1 protein-coding gene is annotated in these 1,178 nt (G+C 74.4%); it reads left to right on the top strand.

The genetic code is table 11. The features are described from left to right. Positions 1-1,035 (top strand): SCO family protein (locus tag MOX02_RS30660; RefSeq protein ID WP_147029519.1); only part of this gene is annotated, 1,035 nt, incomplete at its 5' end. Positions 1,036-1,178: the final 143 nt, after the last annotated feature.

Genomic DNA, 1,178 nt, shown 5'->3' with positions numbered 1-1,178 from the left:
TCGGCGGGGGCGTCCACGGCCTCTCCGTGGGGTTCGGGCTACCTGCCGGACGTGCGGCTGACCGACCAGGACGGCAACAGCCGCCGCTTCTACAGCGACGTCCTCAAGGGCCGCATCGCCGTCATCGCCTTCATCTACACGAGCTGCCGCGACATCTGCCCCGTCGTCACCGCCCGCCTCGCCCAGGTGCAGGACAGGCTCAACCAGGACAGGCTCAACCAGGACAAGGCGGCGGGCGCGGCGTCCGAGCCGGTCTTCGTGGCCATCTCCATCGACCCCGCCACCGACACCCCCGCCCGCCTCAAGGACTACGCCGACGCCTTCGGGGTCGGCCCCGGCTTCACCTTCCTCACCGGCGCCCCCGAGGACATCGCGCTCGTGCGCCACAAGCTGGGCGAGCGCAGCCGCAAGCTCGTCGAGCACAGCAGGACCCTCCTGCTCTACAACGACGCCACCGGCGAGTGGGCCCGCGACTCCGCCTTCGGCGACCTCACCGTGCTCGCCACCACCATCCGCGCCATGAACCCCGCCTACAGCGCCGGCAGCCCGGCCGGCCACGTCGGCGGCCAAGTCGGCGAGGCGCATGTCGGCGGCCAAGTCGGCGAGGCTCACGTCGGCGAGGCGCATGTCGGCGAGGCCAGCCTCGCCCCCGACCTGCCCGGCCAGAGCCTGTTCCTGAAGACCTGCGCGGCCTGCCACACGGTGGGCGGGGGCGTGCGCGTCGGCCCCGACCTGATCGGCCTGTCGGGCCGGCGCGGCCGCGACTGGCTCACCGCCTACATCACCGACCCGCAGCGCCTGCGCGCCTCGGGCGACCCGGCGGCCGAGGAGCTCGCCCGCGCCTACCCGGCGGTGCGCATGCCCAACCTCTCGCTCTCGGAGGCCGACGCGGCCGACGTGCTCGCCTACGTCGAGGCCCGCACCTACGCCGCCCGCGAGGCCGCCAGGGACGCGGCCAGGGATACGGCGCAGGACGCCACGAAGGACACGGCGGCGGCGGAAGCCGGCCACCACCACCATCACCATCACCACTGAGGCGGCAGGCCCGTGCCGGGAGGGAGCGCCACGCCATGACCGACGTCACGACCGATCTCTCGACCGCCCTCGGCACCGCCCCGGCCGGAGCCGCCGGCCCGGACCAGCCCGCGCTTGTCCCCTCTCCCGTCCGGGAGAGGGAC

This window comes from Methylobacterium oxalidis (genome assembly GCF_007992195.1).
Lineage (GTDB): Bacteria > Pseudomonadota > Alphaproteobacteria > Rhizobiales > Beijerinckiaceae > Methylobacterium > Methylobacterium oxalidis.
This window is presented reverse-complemented; position numbering and strand designations above follow the sequence as displayed.